This window comes from Streptomyces sp. CGMCC 4.7035 (assembly GCF_031583065.1).
GTDB classification, from domain to species: Bacteria; Actinomycetota; Actinomycetes; order Streptomycetales; family Streptomycetaceae; genus Streptomyces; species Streptomyces yaanensis.
This window is the reverse complement of the sequence record NZ_CP134053.1, coordinates 4,520,416-4,540,391: the sequence shown is the minus strand read 5'-3', so window position 1 is coordinate 4,540,391 and position 19,976 is coordinate 4,520,416. Positions and strand designations below refer to the sequence as shown.

The 19,976-nt window shown below is 70.5% G+C and carries 17 protein-coding genes; 9 read left to right on the top strand and 8 right to left on the bottom strand.

Features of this window, described 5'->3' with window-relative positions; genetic code table 11:
• Positions 1 to 104: 104 nt before the first annotated feature.
• Together Q2K21_RS19505 and pip are read right to left on the bottom strand one after the other, a co-directional pair.
• Positions 105 to 2,057, bottom strand: coding sequence for an APC family permease (locus tag Q2K21_RS19505; protein WP_310772654.1), 1,953 nt, complete (start codon positions 2,055 to 2,057; stop codon positions 105 to 107).
• A gap of 392 nt (positions 2,058 to 2,449) precedes the next feature.
• Positions 2,450 to 3,412, bottom strand: coding sequence for a prolyl aminopeptidase (gene pip / locus Q2K21_RS19500; RefSeq protein ID WP_310772652.1), 963 nt, complete (start codon positions 3,410 to 3,412; stop codon positions 2,450 to 2,452).
• A 368-nt stretch (positions 3,413 to 3,780) separates the two neighbouring features.
• Between pip and Q2K21_RS19495 the strand changes: the two genes are divergently transcribed.
• Complete coding sequence (locus Q2K21_RS19495) at positions 3,781 to 5,193, top strand: hypothetical protein (RefSeq protein WP_310772650.1); 1,413 nt, start codon at positions 3,781 to 3,783, stop codon at positions 5,191 to 5,193.
• 18 nt (positions 5,194 to 5,211) lie between these two features.
• Here the strand turns inward: Q2K21_RS19495 and Q2K21_RS19490 are convergent, their stop codons facing one another.
• A complete protein-coding gene (locus Q2K21_RS19490) occupies positions 5,212 to 5,499 on the bottom strand; it encodes a hypothetical protein (protein ID WP_310772648.1) in 288 nt (95 codons plus the stop codon).
• Positions 5,500 to 5,850: 351 nt separating this feature from the next.
• On the opposite strand from Q2K21_RS19490, the gene kdpF reads away from it, so the two are divergent.
• From kdpF to Q2K21_RS19460, 6 genes are all read left to right on the top strand, one after another.
• On the top strand, positions 5,851 to 5,940 hold the full coding sequence (kdpF, locus tag Q2K21_RS19485) for a K(+)-transporting ATPase subunit F (RefSeq protein ID WP_016434100.1): 90 nt from the start codon (positions 5,851 to 5,853) through the stop codon (positions 5,938 to 5,940).
• Between the two features lie 32 nt (positions 5,941 to 5,972).
• The gene (kdpA, locus tag Q2K21_RS19480) at positions 5,973 to 7,637 is read left to right on the top strand and encodes a potassium-transporting ATPase subunit KdpA (RefSeq protein WP_310781108.1); all 1,665 of its coding nucleotides are present in this window, start codon (positions 5,973 to 5,975) and stop codon (positions 7,635 to 7,637) included.
• Positions 7,634 to 9,763 (top strand): potassium-transporting ATPase subunit KdpB, encoded by a 2,130-nt coding sequence (gene kdpB, locus Q2K21_RS19475; protein WP_310772646.1) that lies wholly within the window; start codon positions 7,634 to 7,636, stop codon positions 9,761 to 9,763. Before kdpA ends, kdpB begins: the two co-directional genes overlap by 4 nt.
• Positions 9,764 to 9,768: 5 nt before the next feature.
• Entirely contained in the window at positions 9,769 to 10,437 is a 669-nt protein-coding gene (locus Q2K21_RS19470) for a potassium-transporting ATPase subunit C (protein WP_310772644.1), read from the top strand.
• Between the two features lie 251 nt (positions 10,438 to 10,688).
• Positions 10,689 to 11,840, top strand: coding sequence for an MFS transporter (locus tag Q2K21_RS19465; protein ID WP_310781103.1), 1,152 nt, complete (start codon positions 10,689 to 10,691; stop codon positions 11,838 to 11,840).
• Positions 11,841 to 11,959: 119 nt separating this feature from the next.
• Positions 11,960 to 12,373, top strand: coding sequence for a luciferase domain-containing protein (locus Q2K21_RS19460; RefSeq protein ID WP_310772642.1), 414 nt, complete (start codon positions 11,960 to 11,962; stop codon positions 12,371 to 12,373).
• A gap of 10 nt (positions 12,374 to 12,383) precedes the next feature.
• Here Q2K21_RS19460 and Q2K21_RS19455 read toward each other — a convergent pair whose 3' ends face one another.
• Entirely contained in the window at positions 12,384 to 12,866 is a 483-nt protein-coding gene (locus Q2K21_RS19455; RefSeq protein WP_310772640.1) for an inorganic diphosphatase, read from the bottom strand.
• Between the two features lie 125 nt (positions 12,867 to 12,991).
• A complete protein-coding gene (locus tag Q2K21_RS19450) occupies positions 12,992 to 13,456 on the bottom strand; it encodes a hypothetical protein (protein ID WP_310772638.1) in 465 nt (154 codons plus the stop codon).
• Positions 13,457 to 13,802: 346 nt separating this feature from the next.
• Between Q2K21_RS19450 and Q2K21_RS19445 the strand changes: the two genes are divergently transcribed.
• Entirely contained in the window at positions 13,803 to 14,447 is a 645-nt protein-coding gene (locus tag Q2K21_RS19445) for a phosphoribosyltransferase (RefSeq protein ID WP_310772636.1), read from the top strand.
• A 40-nt stretch (positions 14,448 to 14,487) separates the two neighbouring features.
• Positions 14,488 to 14,955 carry a TIGR03668 family PPOX class F420-dependent oxidoreductase gene (locus tag Q2K21_RS19440; protein WP_310781099.1) on the top strand — a complete coding sequence of 156 codons (468 nt, stop codon included), beginning with the start codon at positions 14,488 to 14,490 and terminating at the stop codon, positions 14,953 to 14,955.
• Positions 14,956 to 14,977: 22 nt separating this feature from the next.
• Here the strand turns inward: Q2K21_RS19440 and Q2K21_RS19435 are convergent, their stop codons facing one another.
• The 3 genes from Q2K21_RS19435 to Q2K21_RS19425 form a co-directional block, all read right to left on the bottom strand.
• A complete protein-coding gene (locus tag Q2K21_RS19435; RefSeq protein ID WP_310772634.1) occupies positions 14,978 to 15,250 on the bottom strand; it encodes a hypothetical protein in 273 nt (90 codons plus the stop codon).
• Between the two features lie 188 nt (positions 15,251 to 15,438).
• The gene (locus Q2K21_RS19430; protein ID WP_310772632.1) at positions 15,439 to 16,692 is read right to left on the bottom strand and encodes a hypothetical protein; all 1,254 of its coding nucleotides are present in this window, start codon (positions 16,690 to 16,692) and stop codon (positions 15,439 to 15,441) included.
• Between the two features lie 81 nt (positions 16,693 to 16,773).
• Positions 16,774 to 19,959 (bottom strand): bifunctional cytochrome P450/NADPH--P450 reductase, encoded by a 3,186-nt coding sequence (locus tag Q2K21_RS19425; protein WP_310772630.1) that lies wholly within the window; start codon positions 19,957 to 19,959, stop codon positions 16,774 to 16,776.
• Positions 19,960 to 19,976 lie beyond the last annotated feature (17 nt).

Below are 19,976 nucleotides of genomic sequence, written 5' to 3'. Positions count from 1 at the left end.
GCGATTCCCGGCGTGGTACCCGCAGCGCCCACCTGTGCCGCCCCTGGGTGTCCCCCAGGCCGTCAAGGCACTGGGGGAGGCACGACTGCCCGCAGCTACGTCAGTCAGCCGACGTGGACGCGTGGGCGGCGTTTGCGGTCCGGTTCCGCCTCGCGCAGCACTTCCCGGGTCACCGGTGCCACCTCGCCCTGGCCGAAGAGGAAGAAGCGGAGGAAGTTGGTGAAGGGGTTGCCCTCGGTCCACTCGAAGTAGATGTGCGGGGTGCATCCGGTCGTATCGCGGATGTGCAGCAGCATGGCGGCCAGGGCGTTGGGGATGGAGGACGACTCCAGGGTCAGCACGCGGTAGCGGCCGTGCAGTACCTCGCCGCGGACGTGCAGCCCCGCCTCGAACTCCGAGGGGTCGCCGACCGTCACCTCCACGAAGACGAAGTCGTCCTGGGGTGTGATGTCGTTGTCGTGCCGGATCTGTTCGATCTTGGCGCGGTATTCGGCGATGTCGCGCCGGTCGGGCTCGTTGGCGATGAGCCGTATCTTCCGGCTGGCGATGTCGCGAACGAATCGTTCCGCCATGTCGTCCATGGTCACGCTGGTCACCCGCAGCTCGAAGGCGCGGGCGAGCCGCGACAGGAGCGAGACGAGAATGATGCCGGCGATAAAGCAGGCACCGATTTTCACGCCGTCCGGGCGTTCGATGACGTTGACGACGGTGACGTACAGGAGGACCGCCGAGACGATCGCGAAGGCGATCGTCCAGTTCCGCTGGCGGGCCTTGCGGGCGGCGATGGTCACCGCGATCGCCGCCGAGGACATCAGCACCAGCACGCCGGTGGCGTAGGCGCCGCCCTGGGCGTCCACGTCCGCGTCGAAGATCCAGGTGACGAGGAAGGCGACCAGGGTGAAGACGATGACCATGGGGCGCACCGCGCGGGCCCAGTGCGGGGCCATGCCGTAGCGGGGCAGGTAGCGGGGCATGAGGTTGAGCAGTCCCGCCATCGCGGAGGCGCCCGCGAACCACAGGATCGCGATCGTCGAGATGTCGTAGACGGTGCCGAAGGTGTTGCCGAGGTAGTCGTGCGCGAGGTAGGCGAGAGCGCGGCCGTTGGCCTGGCCGCCCGACTCGAACTCCTTCGCCGGAATGAGCACCGTTGTGATGAAGCTGGTGGCGATCAGGAAGACGCTCATGATCAGCGCCGCGGCCGTGAGCAGCTTCTTGGTGTCCCGGATACGGCCGGTCGGCTTCTCCTCTGTATCGCCGGGGTCGCCCTCGACGTGGGGCATGACCGCGACGCCGGTCTCGAAGCCGGACAGACCGAGCGCCAGCTTCGGGAACACCAGCAGGGATACGCCGACCATGGCGAAGACGTTGCCGTGCTCGGCGGTCAGGGCACTGGTCCAGTCGGTGACCACGTGCCCGGCGGTGACCACGTGCCACAGGCCGACGGCCACCACGACCACGTTGAGTCCGAGGTAGACCACCACCAGAGCGACCGCGACGCCGATGGCCTCCAGGAAGCCCTTGAGGAAGACCGCGCCCAGCAGTGCGACCAGGAGCAGGGTGATCAGCATCTGCCGGCCGTGGAGCATGCTCGTGAGATGGGGGTTCTCAACCAGGTGGGTGGAGGCGTCGGCGGCCGAGAGGGTGATGGTGATCAGGAAGTCGGTGGCGGCGAAGCCCAGCAGGGTGAGGACGAAGAGCTTGCCCTTCCAGAAGGACAGCAGCCGCTCCAGCATGGCGATGGAGCCTTCACCGTGCGGGCTCTCCTCCGCCACGCGCCGGTAGACGGGCAGGGCGCCGGCCAGGGTGACGATGACGAGGACGACGGTGGCGATGGGGGAGAGCAGGCCGGCGGCGAGGGCGGCGATGCCGGGCTGGTAGCCGAGGGTCGAGAAGTAGTCGACGCCGGTCAGGCACATCACCCGCCACCAGCGCTGGCCCTTGTGCGGGGTTTCGGGCTCGGCGTGCGGGCCCTGCGGGGCGCCCTTGCCCATGTCGGACAGCCCCTCCAGCATCCACGTCCGCAAGCGGCTCGCAGGTGGGTGTTCGGTGGTGGCCATCGGCGTGCTCTCCTGAGGTACGGCTCGGGGCGGGATTCGGCCATCACACGGACGGCCGCACCAGCGTAAGCAGAGAGTGACGCGTGGGCCCATGGGTGAGGGGAGTCGTCGCGTCAAGCTTCCGTTAAGAACCGCCAGGCCGGCATCGGCGTCGCACCAAAGCGGCATGAGTGGCGCATCACGGCGAGAGCCCGAAACCGGGCGCCGGGTGGAGCCGGAAGACCGGCGGGCCGAGAACGGACACGTAGCGTCATGCCGGGGGCGGTCTGCCAGGCCCTCGAAGGAGGGTGAGACGGGCGACGTGCAGGCGGGGCGGGGCGGGCCTGTGGCGGCGGTCGGCCGATGTCGCCATCCGCATCCGCATCCGCCTTCGCCCCGCGCGGCCCGGAGGGTCAGCGGTGCGCGTACGCGTCCGTCGCCGCGATCAGCGCGGACACCACGCCGGACGCCCCCATCGTGTGCCCGACGTCGTCCACCGTGATCAACTCACTGCCGGGCCAGGAGTGATGGAGGCGCCACACGGTGCCCAGCAGATTGCCGAAGTCGAGGCTGCCCTGGACGAGGGTGCCCGGGATGCCCTTGAGGAGGGGAGCGTCCCGCAGGACGACGCCCTCGTCATTGCCGTCGCCGAGGAAGTGGTCGTTGCCCCAGTAGTGGGTGACGGTCCGGGCGAAACCCATGCGGAACCCGGGGTCCTCGTAGCGCTCGACCGACCGCGGCGGCGCCGGAATCGTCGCCGTCTCCCAGTCGGTCCAGGCCCGCGCCGCGCGCGCCCGCACCTCCGGATCGGGCGACTCGATCAGCCGGTTGTACGCGGCCGCGAGGTTTCCGTCGCGCTCGTCCTCGGGCAGCACGGCCAGGAACCGCTCGAAGGCCTCGGGGAAGAACTGGCCAAGTCCCCTGGTCAGGAGGGCCACCTCGGGGTTCGACCCGGTCGCGACCGCCGTGAGCACCAGCTCGGACACGGACTCCGGGTGCGTCTGCGCGTACCGCAACCCGAGCACGGACCCCCATGACACCCCCCACACCAGCCACCGCTCGATCCCCAGGTGCCGCCGCAGCAGCTCCAGATCGGCGATGAGGTGGGCCGTCGTGTTGACGCTCATGTCGGTGTCGTACGCGCTCGCGTGCGGGGTGGAGCGTCCGCAGCCGCGCTGGTCGAGCAGCACGATGCGGTAGGCCGCCGGGTCGCAGTACCGCCGGAATCCGGCGCCGCAGCCGGAACCGGGCCCGCCGTGCAGCATGACCGCGGGCTTGCCGTGCGGGTTCCCGCAAACCTCCCAGTAGATGTGGTTGCCGTCACCGACATCGAGCATGCCGTGGTCGTACGGCACTGTCTCCGGATAGAGGTCCATCGCAGCACCGTAACGCCGTACCCCGGCTACGGACCGTCGATTTCCGGGTCCAAGTCGCGGCACTCCTCCCGGACTTGTGCCGACACCATCAAGGTCCCGTCAAACCGGCCCGCCAAGGCGTCAGGAGCGCGTCAACGCAGATCGTCGGTGGCCTGGACCAGTCGCAGACTGAGCGACAGCGGGGGACGGGCGACCGTCCGTGGTCCGACGTGGGAGGGACCGTGACCATCACGGCCGGAACAGCGCGCGGCCCTCAGACGGGGGCAGGCGCACCACCACGGCAACCGGCGGTTTCCCCGCCCACCGGTCCGCGGCAACGAGGGGGGCCGCGGCCCGGTGGGCGGGAACGTCCCCTCCGTCGCGAGACCGTGGCCGCGTGGGCCGCTCTGCGCCGTCGCTACTGGGCCACCCTGCCCGCGCGCCTGCGCTTCCTGCGCGCGGTCACGGTCTCGCTCACCGCCGCCCTGGCCCTGCTGCTTGTGCTGGCCGGCCTGGCCGCCACCGGCACCTGGGACACCGTCGCGGACCGTGACGCACCCCGCACCATCAGCGCCGCCGACCTGAACCTCGCCCTGAACAACATGGACGCGCAGGCCGCCAACGTCCTGCTGTCCAGCGGCAACGCGGGCAAGGGACGCCTGCGGACGCCGTACGGCAAAGCCGTCGGCTTCTACGGCGACGCCCGCCGCGAGATCGGCCACGACCTGCGCACCCTGGCCGTCGCCGCCCAGGGGGACAGGGCCGACGAACGGACCGTGGAGTCGCTGACCGACGACTTCGCCGAGTACCAGGAGCTGATCGGCCGCGCACTGGAGAACGACGGGCACAGCGGCGGCAAGGCGGCCGCGCTCGCCGACTACCGCAAGGCGACGGATCTGCTCCAGCACCGACTCCTGCCGGACGCGAGGACGTTGGTGGAGTCCAACAACGATGCCTTCAACGGGCAGTACACGCAGGCGCGTTCCACCCTGTCGGCCCAACTGGCCGCCGTGCTCGCCCTGGGCCTGCTCCTCCTCGCCGCGCTCGGCGTGCTGCAGTGGTACCTGGCCCGCCGTTTCCACCGGATCCTCAACCCCGGTGTCCTCGCCGCCACCGTCTGCACGCTGGTCTCCGTCCTCCTCGGCGCACAACTGCTCTCCGCCTCCGCCGAGCACCTGCGTGGGGCCCGCCGCGATGCCTTCGACTCCGTCGTGGCCCTCTCCCGCGCCCGCGCCATCGCCTACGACGCCAACGCCGACGAGAGCCGGTACCTCCTCGACCCCGAGCGCCGGGACCAGTACACGAGCTCGTTCCTCACCAAGTCCCAGCAGCTGTACGGGATCAAGGGTGCGGACCTGGGAACGTACGACGCCGAACTCGCCGTCACCTGGCAGGCGTACCGCACCGACGGACACGACCTGCGCTTCACCGGGGAGTTCCGGCGCGAACTCGACAACATCACCTTCCCCGGCGAGCGGACCGCGGCCGAGAAGACCGTCCAGGCCTACGTCGTCTACCAACGCGACGACCGCAAGATCCGCGACCTGCTCGCGGCCGGGAAGGAGCACGAGGCGGTGGAGTTCTGTATGGACTGGCAACCCGACACCTCCAACGCCCACTTCGCGGCGTGGATGACCGCCCTGGACCAGCTGACCGACATCAACCGCGCCCATTTCACCGCGTCCGTACGGGCGGGCCGCGCGGATCTTGCCGAGCAACTGCCGTGGTCCGGTGGACTGTTGCTGCTCGCCGTCGCGCTCACCGGGTTGGGGCTGAGACCGCGGTTGGCGGAGTTCCGCTGAGTTCCTGTTCGGCCCTTCTCACACGTCCGCCAGCCTGGCCTCCTCCAGGTCCAAAGACCGCTGGAGGCGTCTGCGGGTGGTGTCGCTTATGGCGTGCTCGTCGTGCAGGCGCTGCCGTTCCGCCGCTTCCACCGCGATCAGGTCGCGGCGCAGCCGGCGGTGGACCAGGTCGGCGGATTCGACGGGGACAGCGGTGCCGTCGGTGTCGGCGAGGCGGTCGCGGGCGTCGTCCAGGCGGGCGGTCAGCCCCCCGGCGAAGCCGGTCGAGGACGACGTCCGGAGCGGCCTGCAACTCGGCCAGTACATCCAGGCGGCGGATGCCCGCGCCGGCCAGATCGTGCACCGCGCCTACGCCCGGATCGGCGAGCGGCTGGGCCTGGGCCGCATACCGGAGCCACCGCACCGTGCCGCTCCCTGGTGACGCGCCTTGCCGCAGGTCGCCGCAGGGTCCGTAAGAGCCCCGTCAAAGGCGTGAGGACCCCCGTAAGGGACCCGTCAAGGGGAGTCGAAGCCGGCCAGAAGCACGGTTTCCTCGAACCGTCCTAGTGCAGTCCGAACCTCATTTCAGGAGTTCACGATGGCCGATCTGGCCTTCGTCGTCACCACGATCGCGGTCTTCGCGCTGGTGGCCCTCGCCGCCAAGGGGGTGACGAAGCTGTGACCGCCGAAAACATAGTCGGCCTGGTCGTGGCCGTCGCCCTGCTGGGCTATCTCGTCCTCGCCCTGATCTTCCCGGAGAGGTTCTGACCATGACATCAGCTGCTGCCGCAGCGGGCGACATGGGTCCGGTTCTTGCCGGCGTGCTCCAACTGCTCGCCCTGACAGGCGCGCTCGCGCTCGCCTACGTTCCCCTCGGCACCTACATGGCCAAGGTCTACTCCTCCGACAAGCACTGGCGCGTCGAGAAGTGGATCTACAAGGGCATCGGCGCCAACCCGAACGTCGAGATGCGCTGGCCTGCCTACCTGCGCGGTGTCCTCGCGTTCTCCGCGGTCAGTGTCCTCTTCCTCTACCTGCTGCAGCGGATCCAGGGCTCCCTGCCCGGTTCGCTCGGCTTCTCGGCGATCGACGCGGACCAGGCGTTCAACACCGCCGTGTCCTTCGTGACCAACACCAACTGGCAGTCGTACTACGGCGAGCAGGCCATGGGCCACGTCGTGCAGACCGCCGGTCTGGCCGTGCAGAACTTCGTCTCCGCGGCCGTCGGTATCGCGGTGGCGGTGGCCCTGGTGCGCGGCTTCGCGCGCTCCCGCACCGGCGAACTCGGCAACTTCTGGTCCGACCTGGTGCGCGGCACCATCCGCATCCTGGTGCCGGGCGCCGCGATCGCCGCGATCGTCCTGGTCGCCTGCGGCGCGATCCAGAACTTCTCCGGCATCCACGAAGTCGGTCAGTTCATGGGAGGTTCGCAGCAGTGGAACGGCGGCGCGGTCGCCTCGCAGGAGGCCATCAAGGAGCTGGGCACCAACGGCGGCGGCTACTTCAACGCCAACTCCGCCCATCCCTTCGAGAACCCGACGCCCTTCTCCAACCTCTTCGAGATCTTCCTGATCCTGGTGATCCCGTTCGCCCTGACCCGCACCTTCGGCATCATGGTCGGCTCGGTCAAGCAGGGCTACGCGATCCTCGCCACCATGGCCACCATCTGGATCGGTTTCACCGCCCTGATGATGTGGACCGAGTTCGCCCACCACGGCCCGGCGCTGCAGATCGCGGGCGGGGCGATGGAGGGCAAGGAGACCCGCTTCGGCGTCGGCGGCTCGTCGATCTTCGCGGTGGCGACCACGCTCACCTCGACCGGTGCGGTGGACTCCTTCCACTCCTCCTTCACCGGTCTGGGCGGTGGCATCACCATGCTCGGCATGATGCTGGGTGAGATCGCGCCCGGTGGTACGGGCTCAGGCCTCTACGGCATGCTGATCATGGCCGTGATCGCGGTGTTCATCGCCGGTCTGATGGTCGGCCGTACGCCCGAGTACCTGGGCAAGAAGATCGGTACCCGCGAGATCAAGCTGGCGGCCTGCTACATCCTCATCACCCCGGCCCTGGTCCTGGTCTTCACCGCGGCCGCGATGGCGCTGCCGACGCCGGCGCACTCGATGACCAACTCCGGCGCGCACGGCTTCTCCGAGATCCTCTACGCCTACACGTCCGCCGCGAACAACAACGGCTCTGCCTTCGCCGGTCTGAACGCCGACACCCAGTGGTTCAACAGCACCCTGGGCCTGGCCATGCTGTTCGGCCGCTTCCTGCCCATGGTGTTCGTACTGGCGCTGGCCGGCTCGCTCGCCGAGCAGCAGCCGGTGCCGGTCACCGCGGGCACCCTGCGCACCGAGAAGCCGCTGTTCACGAGCCTCCTCGTGGGCGCGATCCTGATCATCACCGGTCTGACCTATTTCCCGGCACTCGCGCTGGGTCCGCTGGCGGAGGGGCTGGCGTCATGACCACTCGTACAGAGAAGCAAGAGGACTCGATGTCCACAGCCACTCCGACCCGGGCCCCGCACAGCGATGTGCCGACCGGCCACAAGGAAGAGAGCCGCGTAGGCGCGGGCCTCTTCGACCCCAAGCAGCTGGTCAAGTCGCTGCCGGACGCCTTCCGCAAGCTCGACCCGCGGGTGATGGTCAAGTCGCCCGTGATGTTCGTGGTGTGGATCGGTTCGCTCCTGACGACGGTCTTCTCCTTCAAGGACCTGGGCGACTGGTTCGGCTGGGCGATCAGCGCCTGGCTGTGGCTGACGGTCGTCTTCGCCAACCTGGCCGAGGCCGTTGCCGAGGGCCGTGGCAAGGCGCAGGCCGACACGCTGCGCAAGGCCAAGACGGACACGGTCGCCCGGCGTCTCGTGGGGGACAGCGAAGAGCGGGTCGCGGGCACGGAACTGCGCATCGGTGACCTGGTGGTGTGCGAAGCGGGCGACATCATCCCCGGCGACGGTGATGTCGTCGAGGGAGTCGCCTCGGTCGACGAGTCGGCGATCACGGGTGAGTCGGCGCCGGTCATCCGTGAGTCCGGCGGCGACCGGTCCGCGGTCACCGGCGGTACGAAGGTGCTGTCCGACCGGATCGTCATCAAGATCACGACGAAGCCCGGCGAGACCTTCATCGACCGGATGATCAGCCTCGTCGAGGGCGCCGCACGGCAGAAGACGCCCAACGAGATCGCGCTGAACATCCTGCTGGCGTCGCTGACGATCGTCTTCCTCCTCGCGTGCGCCACGCTGCCGCCGTTCGCCACCTACGCGGGCACGCATCTGACGATGGTCGTGCTGGTGGCGCTGCTGGTCTGCCTCATCCCGACGACGATCGGCGCGCTGCTGTCGGCGATCGGTATCGCGGGCATGGACCGACTGGTGCAGCGCAACGTTCTGGCGATGTCGGGCCGTGCGGTCGAGGCCGCCGGTGACGTCTCCACGCTGCTGCTCGACAAGACGGGCACCATCACGCTCGGCAACCGCCAGGCCTCCGAGTTCGTCCCGGTCAGGGGCACCACCGAGGCCGAGGTCGCGGACGCCGCCCAGCTTTCCTCGCTGGCCGACGAGACGCCCGAGGGCCGCTCCATCGTCGTACTGGCGAAGGAGAAGCACGGCCTGCGCGAGCGCCACCAGGGCGAGCTGGTCGGCGCCGAGTGGATCGCCTTCACCGCCCAGACCCGGATGTCGGGCGTGGACGTCGACGGGCGCAAGATCCGCAAGGGCGCGGCCGGTTCGGTCATCGCCTGGGTCGAGGAGCGGGGCGGCACGGTCGCCGAGGACGCGGGCAAGACCGCCGACCGCATCTCCGAGGCAGGTGGCACCCCGCTGCTCGTCGCCATCGAGGACGACAAGGGCCCCAGGGTCCTTGGTGTGATCCACCTCAAGGACGTCGTCAAGGAGGGCATGCGGGAGCGGTTCGACGAACTGCGCCGCATGGGCATCAAGACCGTCATGATCACGGGCGACAACCCGTTGACGGCCAAGGCGATCGCCGAGGAGGCGGGTGTCGACGACTTCCTCGCGGAGGCCACTCCCGAGGACAAGATGGCCCTCATCAAGCGGGAGCAGGCGGGCGGCAAGCTCGTCGCGATGACCGGTGACGGCACCAACGACGCGCCCGCGCTCGCACAGGCGGACGTGGGCGTGGCGATGAACACGGGTACGTCGGCCGCCAAGGAGGCCGGCAACATGGTCGACCTCGACTCCAACCCGACCAAGCTCATCGAGATCGTGGAGATCGGCAAGCAGTTGCTGATCACGCGGGGTGCGCTGACGACGTTCTCCATCGCCAACGACGTCGCGAAGTACTTCGCGATCATCCCGGCGCTGTTCGCGGTGGTCTACCCGGGCCTGGACAAGCTGAACATCATGCACCTGGCCTCGCCCAACTCCGCGATCCTGTCGGCGGTCATCTTCAACGCGCTGATCATCATCGCCCTCGTACCGCTCTCCCTGAAGGGCGTGCAGTACCGGCCGGTGAGCGCCGACAAGATGCTGCGGCGCAACCTCGGAATCTACGGCCTGGGCGGCTTGATCGCCCCCTTCATCGGCATCAAGATCATCGATCTGCTCATCTCCCTCATTCCCGGAATCGGTTGATCGCCATGAACAACTCGGTAACGAACACTGTCCGGTTGCTCGGGGCGGGTCTGCGCGCCCTCCTCGTGCTGACCCTGGTGACGGGTGTCATCTATCCGCTCGTCGTCACCGGCATCGCGCAGGGGCTGTTCAGTGACAAGGCGAACGGCTCCGAGATCAAGGCGGACGGCAAGGTCGTCGGCTCGTCCCTGATCGGGCAGGCGTACAACCTGCCGCTGAAGAAGGGTCAGGAGACCCCGGACGCCGACCTGAAGTGGTTCCAGGGCCGCCCGCAGAACGGTCTCGGCAGCAACAGCGTCAATACGCAGTACAAGTTGATCCTGTCCGGCGCGACCAACCGCTCGGCCGACAACAAGGATCTGATCGACTGGGTGAAGACGGCCAAGGCCGCGGTCGTCAAGGACAACTCGGTGGCCGGCTACACGGTCGAGCCGTCCGACGTGCCCGCCGACGCGGTCACCTCCTCCGGCTCGGGTCTGGACCCGGACATCTCCCCGCAGTACGCGGAGATCCAGGCCCACCGCGTCGCCGAGAAGAACGGGCTGCCCGTCACCCAGGTGGAGAAGCTGGTCAAGGACCACACCGAGGGCCGGACCCTCGGCTTCATGGGCGAGCCCCGCGTGAACGTCCTCGAACTCAACATCGACCTCAAGGAGCTCGTGGCGCACCACTGAGGGCCTCGCGGAGGCGGCGGCCCGGGACCTCTCCCCGGGCCCGCCATCTCCCGTACCGGCCGGGCAGATGTCACGCTTGCTACCTTCACCAGCGTGACGATGGCACCGGTGAGCCGCTGGCTCGTCCTCTTGATCACATTGCCCGCCGAGCCGTACCGGCACGAGGTGGCGGTCCAGTGCGAGCTGCGCGGGATCCCCGAGGAGGAGCGGTGACCACGCCGCCGGCCGCGCAGGCGGCTCCTGCGCGGCATATGCGGCCGTTGTACGCGGCCGGCTTCACCACGGCCTTCGGTGCGCACGGTATCGCCGCGAACCTGGGCGGCTTCTCCGAGGACGCCGTCACCTCGCTCCTGGTGCTCGGCGGCCTGCTCGCGCTGTACGACGGCGCCGAGGTCGTGCTCAAGCCGGTCTTCGGCGCGCTCGCCGACCGCGTCGGAGCCCGCCCCGTGCTGCTCGGCGGTCTGGTCGCCTTCGCCGCCGCGTCCGCCTTGTACGTCGTCGCGGACCGTCCCGGCTGGCTGTGGGCCGCCCGCTTCGGTCAGGGCGCCGCGGCCTCCGCCTTCTCCCCGTCCGCCTCCGCGCTGGTCGCCCGGCTCAACCCGGCCGCGAAACGCGGTCGCGCCTTCGGCAGCTATGGCTTCTACAAGTCGATCGGATACACCCTCGGTCCGCTGCTCGGCGGGGTCCTGGTGTGGGCCGGGGGCCTGCGGCTGCTGTTCGCCGTACTGACGGTGCTGGGCGCGGCGGTCGCCGTCTGGGCCGCGCGCGCCGTGCCCGTCGTACCGCCGCTGCCCAAGTCCCGGCAGACAGTGCTGGATCTGGCCCGGCGGCTGGCCGATCCCGGCTTCCTCGCGCCGACGGCCGCACTGGCCGCGGCGACCGCCGCCCTCTCGGCCGGCGTCGGCTTCCTGCCCGTCTCGGGCCGGGCAGCCGGCCTCGGTACGGCCGCCACCGGCGCCGCCGTGTCGGTGCTCGCCGCGTGCGCGGCCCTGGTGCAGCCGCGGGCCGGCCGCGCGCTCGACGAAGGACGCCTCACCGCCCGCTCCGGCATCGCCGCCGGACTGCTGGTGACGGCCGTCGGTCTGGCCTGCGCCATGCTCCCGGGGCCGGCGGGTGTGCTCACCGGCGCCGCCCTGATCGGCGCCGGAACCGGCCTGATCACCCCACTGGGCTTCGCCGCGCTGGCCGCCGGCACCCCCGCCGAACGCCTCGGGCAGACCATGGGCGCCGCCGAACTCGGCCGCGAACTCGGAGACGCGGGCGGCCCCTTGCTCGTCGCGGGCGCCGCCACGCTCACCACCCTCACCCACGGTTACGCGGCCCTGGCCGTCCTGTTGGCGGCCCCTCCACTGATCGGCCTCCTACGCCGCCGCCCGGGCGGCCGTGAGACGGGCGGCGGGTGATGTCGAGCAAGACCGCGGCCCGACGCCACGACGGACCCCGCCGAACGGTCAACCTCACGTCCCGGTTACGGATCCCTCAACCTCTGGTGTCTGCGGAGTGAGGGGGCGACGATGGGACCATGACTCTGGCCCAGCGCGCCCTGGAACAACTCAAGGCCTGGCCCGACCTCACGGCGGGACCGGCGAGTTGCGGCACAGGGCAGGCGCTCCGCTCCTCGCACAGCGACATCTCCACGCACAACGACATCGTCCACTTCCATTCCGACTACGAGGCGGACCTGCACCTCACCAGCCGGGCCATCCAGCGGTTCTCCGGCGACCTCGCCGAGTCGACCGCCATCCGCATGGTGCCCGGCTCGCTGTGGGTGACCGTGCACCTCGACTGCGACGCCGACGTCGACCTGCTGTTGAGTCTGGTGAGCGTGGCGCTCAAGGCACATCAGGCGTCCCCTCCGGGGAGCCCGTCGCCAACAGCGTGCAACTTCCGCCGTGTCACGGTGCTGTCGCGCGACCGTGAAGGCGTCGTCGGCTGAGCCGGGCGACTCAGCCTTCGGCGGCGCGCCTGCGGGAGGTCTCGATCTCCGCGTACGCCTTGTCCCGTCCCTCCCAGTGGGAACCCTCGACCGACTTGCCGGGCTCCAGGTCCTTGTAGACCTCGAAGAAGTGGGTGATCTCCAGCCGGTCGAAGACCGGGACGTCGTCGATGTCCTGCACCGTCTCATAGCGCGGGTCGTGCGCCGGGACGCAGAGGATTTTCTCGTCGGGGCCCTTCTCGTCCTTCATGACGAACATGCCGACGGCGCGGCACTCGATCACACAGCCGGGGAAGGTGGGGTCGCCGACCAGGACGAGGGCGTCGAGCGGGTCACCGTCGCCGCCGAGGGTGTGGTCGATGTAGCCGTAGTCGGCCGGGTACTGGGTGGAGGTGAACAGCATCCGGTCCAGGCGGAGTCGGTGCAGTTCGTGGTCCATCTCGTACTTGTTGCGCGATCCCTGGGGGATCTCCACGATGACGTCGAACTCCACGACGGCCTCCTTGTCTCGTCGGTGAGCCGGTGAGCCGGTGAGCCGGTGAGCCGGTCAGCGGCCGGTGGCACACGGCCTGTTCGGCCCCGGACCGGTGCGCGGGCCGCACACCGGCAGGGTGGCTCTCATGGGCTGCTCCGCTCGGCCTGGCCGCGCAGGAGGTCACGCAGTCCGCGAAGGTCGTCCGCGGGCCGGCCCAGGCCGTTCAGGCGCAGCCGCGCGGCCTCGGTCCGGGCGTCCGCGTGCGCGGTGAACGCCAGGTCCATCGCCTGGCGCACCATCCACTGGTGGTACGCCAGCAGCCGTCCCGCCCGTGCCCGCGCCTCGGCGAGATCGGGATACGTCACCGGCAGGCTGTTCAACCGTCCACTCAGCCGGTGGAAGGTCACGCTGTGCTGTCCACACTCCCGTGCGGCCGTCGCGCGCACCGGACCGGGCTCGCCGCACGCCGCCACCGCCTCGTCGGCGCCCCGCTGGGCTTCGACCGCCTCGTCCAACAGCGCGGTCAGGGCCCGAAGCTCGGCCTGGCGCGAGGGACGGGCGGGTGGGGGACGACGCCGCGCCAGCAGCCGTACCAGGCGATGTCGCATGCCGGTTCGTATCGACGGAGAGGGTGCCGTGGGTGTGGGCATGGTTCCTCCTGGTCGGCACCGTTGGACCAGGACCGTCAGCGGAGACGTCGGTCCGCGGTTGCGGTGAGCCCCATGACCGGCACGCCCGCGAGGAGCGGGTGTGCCCTTCCAGTGTGCCCCCGGCCCCAGCGCCGTGGCAGCCGAACGCGCCCGGCCGTCCCCCGTACCACCTCCGATCGGCCGTCGCCCGGGCGGCCGCTCCGGACAAAGGGTGAGACGGTGGAAGGAGGCGGACATCGGGTACCCGGCAGCGCCGGACAAGGGGCACCATCGTATCGGCGCCCGCCCCGTGAAAGGCGAGTACATGCCGTTCCGAGACCGCAGAGAGGCCGGGCGGGAACTGGCCCGGTGTCTGCGTGTCCTTCAGGAAAAGGGGGCCTTCCCGGACCCGGTGGTCGTCCTCGCGCTGCCGCGCGGCGGGGTCGCCGTGGCCGCCGAGGTGGCCCGGGCCCTGGACGCCCCGCTCGACGTGCTCGTCGTACGCAAGATCGGCGCCCCCTCCCACGAGGAGTACGGCATCGGCGCGATCGTCGGCGACGGCCCTCCGCTGTTCGACGACTGGGCGCTGGACCAGCTGGGTCTGAGCGAGGCCGACCTCGCTCCGGTGGTGGCACGTGAGCGGAGGGAACTCCACCGCCGGGAGCGCCTCTACCGGCAGGGGCGCCCCGCTCCGGAACTCGGCGGACGCACCGTGATCGTCGTCGACGACGGGCTCGCCACCGGGGTCACGGCAAGTGCCGCACTGTCGTCCGTACGCCGTCAGGAACCCGCACGTGTCGTCCTGGCCGTGCCGGTGTCCTCGCCCGAGGCCGCCGAACTGCTGAGCCACGACGCCGACGACGTGATCTGCCTGAAGCGGCCGAGTTCCTTCACCGCCGTGGGCCTGTGTTACGAGGACTTCGAGCAGCTGACGGACGACGATGTCCTCCGAGCACTGCACGGCGACTGAGGACGGGCCCCGCGATCCGGCGACAGGAAGAGGTGTGGCGGTGCCGCGGATGGACGAGGACGAGGCGCGGCGACGGTTCACCGCGGCCCGGGTCGCGCGGCTGGCGACGGTGGACCCCGAGGGACGCCCCCACCTCGTTCCGGTCGTGTTCGCCCGGTACGGCGACGACGGGATCGTCATGGCCGTCGACCGCAAGCCCAAGAGCTCCCAGCGGCTGAAACGGCTGCACAACATCGCCGTCAACCCGGCCGTGTGCCTGCTTGTGGACGCGTACGACGAGGACTGGGACCGGCTGTGGTGGGTCCGCGCCGACGGCGGCGCCCGGACCGTGCCGCCCGACGCGCCGACGGAACAGGACCGGCACGCGTACGAGGCAGCCGTCGCCCTGCTGCGGCGAAAGTACCCCCAGTACCGCGACAGCCCGCCGGACGGACCGGTCGTCGTGGTCACCGTCCACCGCTGGAGCGGCTGGCGCGCCGCTGCCGAGCCCGACGACCCGGACCGTTGAGGGGGAGAGGTCTCGGGTCCCGTCACATGTGGGCCGCCGTGGTCCCCCGTGCCCGGTGCGATCGCGGGCCCCTGTGCCGGTGGTGCGTGGCCGCGTTCACGGCCGCGGCAAGACCCAGCGCGAAGAGCAACGCCAGGGCGAGGCCGGAGCTGAAGATGGCGAGGGCGTTCATGGTGGCGATGGGGTGATCGAGCATCGACACGGTGTATTCGGGGCCGCCGGACAGGTTGCCGGCGATCGCCAGGCCGGCGAAGGCGCCGGTGGCCGCCAGGAGGAGCAGTCCGATGATGAGCATCCAAGTCATCTCCTCAGAAGAGTTCTTCCGCCGCTTCGGGTACCCGCACCGGTACGGCCCAGACGCGGCGGGGCCGGCCGGACGCCGCCCGGGCCGGCACGGAGATCGATGGCTGCCCTCTGTTCGTCGGACGCGCGGCCCGCGGCGACGGGCCGCGCGTGGGGCGGTCGTTCGGCCGGGTGCCGGGCTCACAACGGCGTGCGGCTGGTCGTCAGGAGATACGTCCCGTAGACCAGGGAGACAGCGGCGAGGGCGGTGCCGAGCAGGAGGGCGTGTTTCGGCCGGACCCTCCAGGTCCGTGCGAGACCGAAGGCGAGCGGCAGCAGCAGGGGGAACGCGGGCAGCAGGAAACGCGGTTTCGACGCGTACGGCCCGGAGCCGCCGACCGTGATCAGAACGAGTATGCCGGCGTACACGATCAGCCCCAGCGGGGCACGGTCCATGCACAGCAGACAGAACAGCAGGACGGCCGCCGTGACGATCACCAGCGCCAGCGGGTAGTCGACCCGGCCGCCGTGCAGGAGCAGCGCCCTGAGGAAGTGCAGCGAGCCGGCGCCGAAGTCGAAGCGCGAGTCCCAGGCGCGCTGCACCCTGAAGTAGCCGCCCAGCGGATCGCCCGTGCTGTCGCCGACCCACAGGACGAAGCCCACCCAGCCGAGCGGGGCGATCGCCGTGCCGATCCACAGCCCGCGGGGAACTCGGCCGCGCCACCTGACGACCTCGTGTGCCGCCACGGCAATGATCGCCGCGGCGACGGCGAACCCGGTCGGCCGGGACAGCCCCGCCAGGCCGGCCAGCGCGCCCGCCCATAGCCAGCGGCTCCTGAGCACGGCGTACAGGGACCATGCGGCGAGCGCGGTGAACAGGGGCTCTGTATAGGCGATGTCGAGGACGACGGAGTGCGGCAGGGCGGCCCACAAGCCGACGAGTGCGGTGGCGACCGCGCGTCCGTACAGATGATGTCCGATCGCGTAGATGCCGTACGCGGCCACCCCTGCCGCGCACCAGGCGATGAGCAGGGCGGCGGCGCCCGGAGTGAGCGGAAGGACGGTCGACACGATACGGATGAGTCCCGGGTAGAGCGGGAAGAACGCCCAGTCCCGCTGGACGGCGCCGGTGGTGGCGAGCACGTGGACGCGGGTGCCGTACCCGTGCTCGGCGATGTGCAGATACCAGCGCGAGTCCCACGAATGCGTCAGAGCCTTGAGCAGCGGGCGGCCGGCCAGATGGTTCGCCAGGGCGATCGCGGCGACACCGGCGAGACGGAGGGACGCGAACAGGGCGAGGGCCGGCGCGGCGCCGGGCACGAGCCGGTCCTGGAGGCGAAGGCGGACGCGACGCTCCGCGCCCCCGACCCGTTCGGAGACAGGGGCGGGCGAGAGTGTGTTGACACCTTGACCCTGCGGTACCGACGTGTGGTCCGCGACGTGAGGTTTGGCCATGGTTGGGTCATATATCACCGCTTTACGAGAATTCGACGTGACCCAGTACTGAGGCCGGTGAATTGTGCCCGGTCGGCGTGGTCAACCGGCATATACGTCCTCTATGTACCGGCCCTGGTTCATCAGGTCCAGCAGCCATTCGCGGGCTGCCCTCTCGTCGGCGCCGGCGGTGTGCCGCACGTACAGGTCGCGGAAGGCGTCCCGTACTCCGGGTGCCATGTACCGTCCGTCGCCGCACACATGGACCCGGGCGCCCGCGCCGAGCAGCTTCCACACCGCGTCAGCCTCGGCGGCGATGCGGTGCTGGACGAATCGCTGCCCGTCGACCGGAGCCGCGCTGAAGACGGGACGCAACTCGACCGCTCCCGCCCGCTCGGCGGCGCGCAGTTCCTGGGCGTGCAGGAAGTCACCGTCGGGAGAGTCGCAGCCGAAGTAGCAGACCGCCGGGGCGAGTCGGGCTCCGGAAGCCAGCCGGGCGACCCGATCGGCGAGGGCGCCGCGGAAGGGAGCGAGCCCGGTGCCCGCCGCGACCATGATCACCGGAGCATCGTCGTGCCGGACCCGGAAGACCTCGCGGCAGGGCTGCACGCGCGCGAGCACGGTGGCGCCGGGGCGCAGTGCGCAGAGGTGGCCGGAGCCGGAGCCGTGGTACGTGCCACGTCCGGAGCGAGCGGGCGCTTGCAGCAGGGAGACCATCAGGTCGACGTGATCCGGGTCCACGGTGGGCGAGGAGGAGATGGAGTACGTACGGGGCCTGATCGGGGGCAGCAGATCCAGCAGCACGGGCCAGGTCAGGGACTCGCGCAGGGCCGGGTGGTCCTCGATCAGGTCGAGCAGGGTGCGGCGGTCGGCGGTGAGCGCGGACGCGTCGCCCGCGAGCGCCTCCAGGGCCCCTCGCTCGGGCGGGCAGGGGTTGAGCCCGGCCAGCAGCCGGAGCCGGTCGGCGGTCGGGCGCTCCCGCAGTTCCAGGTGATGGGTGAACAACTCCCGTACGGACAGCGGCCGGTCGACGGCCAGGCCGTCGCGGCGGGGCCGCGTGGGGGTGATGCCGAGGACCGTGTCGAGGTCGACGCCCAGGATCCGGGCCGCGCGTTCGACGAGGGCCGGGTCATGGGCAGGGAGCACGGCGAGATGGTCGCCCGTGCGGTACGACATGCCCTCGGGCAGCGACAGGCGCACGAACCGCTTGACGCGCGGATGAGCCGGAGCGGTGAGGCTCCGCACCTCGGTGACGGTCATCGCGCTCATGCCGTGCCGGTCCGCGAGCGCGTCCAGTGAACCGCCCGAGACCTCGGCGACCGCGTACCCCGGACCCTCCGGTGCGCTCTGCGTGGCGGCAGGGTCCCCGGCGTACTCCAGCAGCGCGGAGCGCAGCCGTACGGTGAACTCCCGGACCGCGCCCGTGAGATCACCGGAGGCGTCGGCCGCCCCCCGCTCCACCAACCGGGTGCCGCCCAGGGCCGTCAGGCGCTCGTCGATGAGGGCCGGGACGCGCTGGTACGTGGCCGTCCAGTTGCGGTCGCCGACGCCCAGGACGGCGTAGGTGACGCCGTTCGCCGCGCCGGGTGCGGCGTTCCCCAGCCGGCGGACGAAGGCGGCCGCGTCGTCGGTGGGTTGCCCGTTGTAGGAGGCTGCGGTGATGACCACCGGCCGGTCGGTCGGCAGGGCGCCGGCGTACGCGTCCAAGGGCGCCACGTCCGTGGTGCAGCCCAACTGATCTGCATGGTCGGCCAGTTGGGCGGTCACATCGCGGCAGGTGCCGTAGTTGGAGCCGTGCAGGAGCAGCACGGAGGTGCCCTGCCGCACGCGCCCGGGCCGCGCGAAGTCAAAGGCCCGCGTGGGCCGGGTGGGCGCGGGCCGGGTGGCGCGGTCCGCCGACGTACGCCGGATCAGGGTGAGGGTGAGGCCGTCCGGCTTGATGGTAAGTGTCTGCCGGACGTTCAGCTCGTATTGGTCATGGTCGATCAGCCGGTAGCGGTGGGCCAGCAGGCCCAGCAGCAGGGTGGCCTCGTGCAGCGCGAACTGCCGCCCGATGCAGGCGCGTTCACCGGTGCCGAACGGCTTGTACGCGTGCGGGGAGCGCGCGGACTCCGCCTCCGGCGCGAAGCGTGCGGGATCGAACAGGTCCGGGTTGTCGCCCCACACCGGGTCGCGGTGCAGCATCGGGATGATCACTCCGGCCGGCTGACCGGCCCGCAGCGGGATGCGCCCGCCGAGCAGGGTGTCCTCGCGGGCCTGGCGGACGAAGGCGGGCGCGGCGGGCCACAGCCGCAGTGTCTCGCCCAGGACCTGGCGGGTGTAGCGCAGCCGGCCGACGTCCTCGTACGTCGGCTCCGGATCCACGACGTCGCCCCACAGTTCGTCCACCTCCCGCCGCACCCGGTGCAGCACCTCCGGATGCTTGGCCAGGAAGTACAGCGCGAAGGCGAGGGTGCCGGACGTCGTCTCGTGCCCCGCGATCAGGAAGGTGATCACCTGGTTGCGGATGTTCCTCGCGTCCAGGGGCTTGCCGTCGGACGGGTGCACGGCCCGCAGCATCAGCCCCAGCAGGTCCTCGACGCCCCCGTCCGGCGCGCCGCCCGCCGTGCGCGCGGCGATCACCTCGTCCACCACCGACGTCAGATACCCGGCATCGGCGCGGAACGCCTCGTCCACCTCCCCGTAGTCCACCCCGGGCCTACGGGCCAGCCGCTTCATCGCCCAGGTCAGACAGCGCACCATCGCTCCGACGAACGGGTGCTGCCGCTCGCCCCGGAAGGAACCGAAGTCGAAGCCGAACCCGGCCAGGCCGATGGTGTCCAGCGTCATCCGGGTCATGTCCTCGGGCACGTCCACCGGAGTGCCGGCCGCGGCATGACGATCCCAGGCATCGATCAGCCGGCGGGCGACGCGCACCATCACCGGGTGGTAGGTGTGCATCGAACCCAGGGCGAAGGCCGGCATCAGCAGGTCGTGCGCCCTGGCCCAGTTCGGCTCGTCGTTGAACGCCGTGAACAGGCCGTCGCCGGCGAACTCCCGTACGTTCAGCAGCGCCGGACCCAAGGACTTCGCGAACCGCTGCTCGTCGGCCAGCTCGGTCACCAGATCGAGCCCGGCGACGAACAACTGCTCCTGACCGTGGACGCGCTGGTAGAAAGCGGGTCCGAACCTTCTGACCCGCTCCATCGCCCCGAGCACCGGAGCTCCGGTGCGCAGGGCGGCGGACAGGTCGACGACGGGCAGACCGTCGCGGATCTCGGTGTGCGGCGGGACGACGACCTCGGTCATGCGGGACTCCCTCTGAG